1 protein-coding gene is annotated in these 1,384 nt (G+C 55.4%); it reads right to left on the bottom strand.

Annotation, left to right across the window (positions count from 1 at the left end):
* Nucleotides 1–158: 158 nt before the first annotated feature.
* Nucleotides 159–1,259, bottom strand: a complete 1,101-nt coding sequence (hxsC, locus tag EN879_RS35895; protein ID WP_063170751.1) for a His-Xaa-Ser system radical SAM maturase HxsC — start codon at nt 1,257–1,259, stop codon at nt 159–161.
* Nucleotides 1,260–1,384 lie beyond the last annotated feature (125 nt).

Here is a 1,384-nt window from a genome sequence, read left to right on the forward strand (position 1 = left end):
ACTGTGGCCTGCCAATGTGAATTTGTGATCCAGCTTAAAAATATCGAAAAGCGATTTTGTCTTGCCGCCATCGCCGGGAGGCACAAGAGGCATTGCGACGCTCTCGATCGGCATGAAACCGGCAGCGAGCAACGATGGGATCGCGAAAAGCCGCTTTTTCATGCGACGCCAAACCTCTCGTATCCATGTGCCTTCGGATGCCACTCAAAGAAACCGCCGCACTCGTTGCGCAGACTACAATCGGCGCAATCCGAGACGTAGGCTCTTTTCCAGTCCGAGATAGTCGAAGGTGCGAACATCCGATAATTGGCGGGAACTGTGCAGAGCGGAAAGTTATAGAGCTTGGTCTCGATCCCGCGGCTGATCGCAAAATCCAGTGCCTTGCCGACTACGTCGAAGCCCTTGGAACTGTCATAGAACAACGAGCTCCAATTCTGCCGGCCGTAGCCAATGTTTTCGAGCTGCATGATTGCCCATTTGTCGACGAAAGGCAGCGCGGTCGTCACAAACTTCGCCAGGTCAAATAGCTTGGGAGCATTGGGTTTCATAAGGACTGTGCGCAGTTCAATCTTTGCGCCAGCCTCGCAAAGGAGTGACAGGCTTTTTCTAACCTGGTCGAACGCACCTGGTTTCCCCACGATGCGATCGTGGACATCACGATCGCTTGAGTACACAGGGATGCCCCAAAGGATACGATCCAGGTCCATACGACGAAGTCTGACGACGTCGTCACGGTCAAAATGCTGGGCATTGGTCAGGACGTGGAAATTGATGTCGCGACGGGCGGACATTGTTGTGTCCAGAAACTCGAGCAACTCCGATTTGAAGAGCGTGGGCTCCCCTCCCGATATGCCGATGGTCGAATTTCCTGGCGATAAGAGCACGGCCGTTTCGAAGAATGGAAACATGTCGATGTGCCGCTCTTTCGGAGGTTGAGAGCACATCAAACAGAGCTGATCGCACCGTTCCGTGATCAAGAGGGTGTTGTGTCGGGAATTCGCTCGGATGAGGCGGTGCGCCGTCCCTCGCCAGGGCACGACAAACATCACATCACCATTGACCTCGCTCGGATCGACGCCGAATACACGAAGCTTGCCCATCGCTCCGGCGAAGTCGGCGTTTTCCGCACTGGCATTCTCCAACGTCGCGTCCAGCGAACCGGCATCGCTACAGTCCTCCGACAATCCTTCGAACGACCTGAGGCGAACAACGTAGGGATCTACGACATCGGTTTCGATTTTGAGACGAAGCGGGATCATACATGCACCGGGATCATGTGATCCCCCCACGATGGCACGCGGGCCCAGCTGGCGAGCGACCGGATCGCCGCATCGTCGCGGCGACTGACTACCTCGACGACCTTATCGAAACGGGAAATGTGTCT

Source organism: Mesorhizobium sp. M7A.F.Ca.AU.002.02.1.1 (assembly GCF_003998535.1).
Lineage (GTDB): Bacteria > Pseudomonadota > Alphaproteobacteria > Rhizobiales > Rhizobiaceae > Mesorhizobium > Mesorhizobium ciceri.

Excerpts from the sequence above, each read along its gene's own strand:
- hxsC (WP_063170751.1), bottom strand. The coding sequence starts at position 1,259 with ATGATCCCGCTTCGTCTCAAAATCGAAACCGATGTCGTAGATCCCTAC.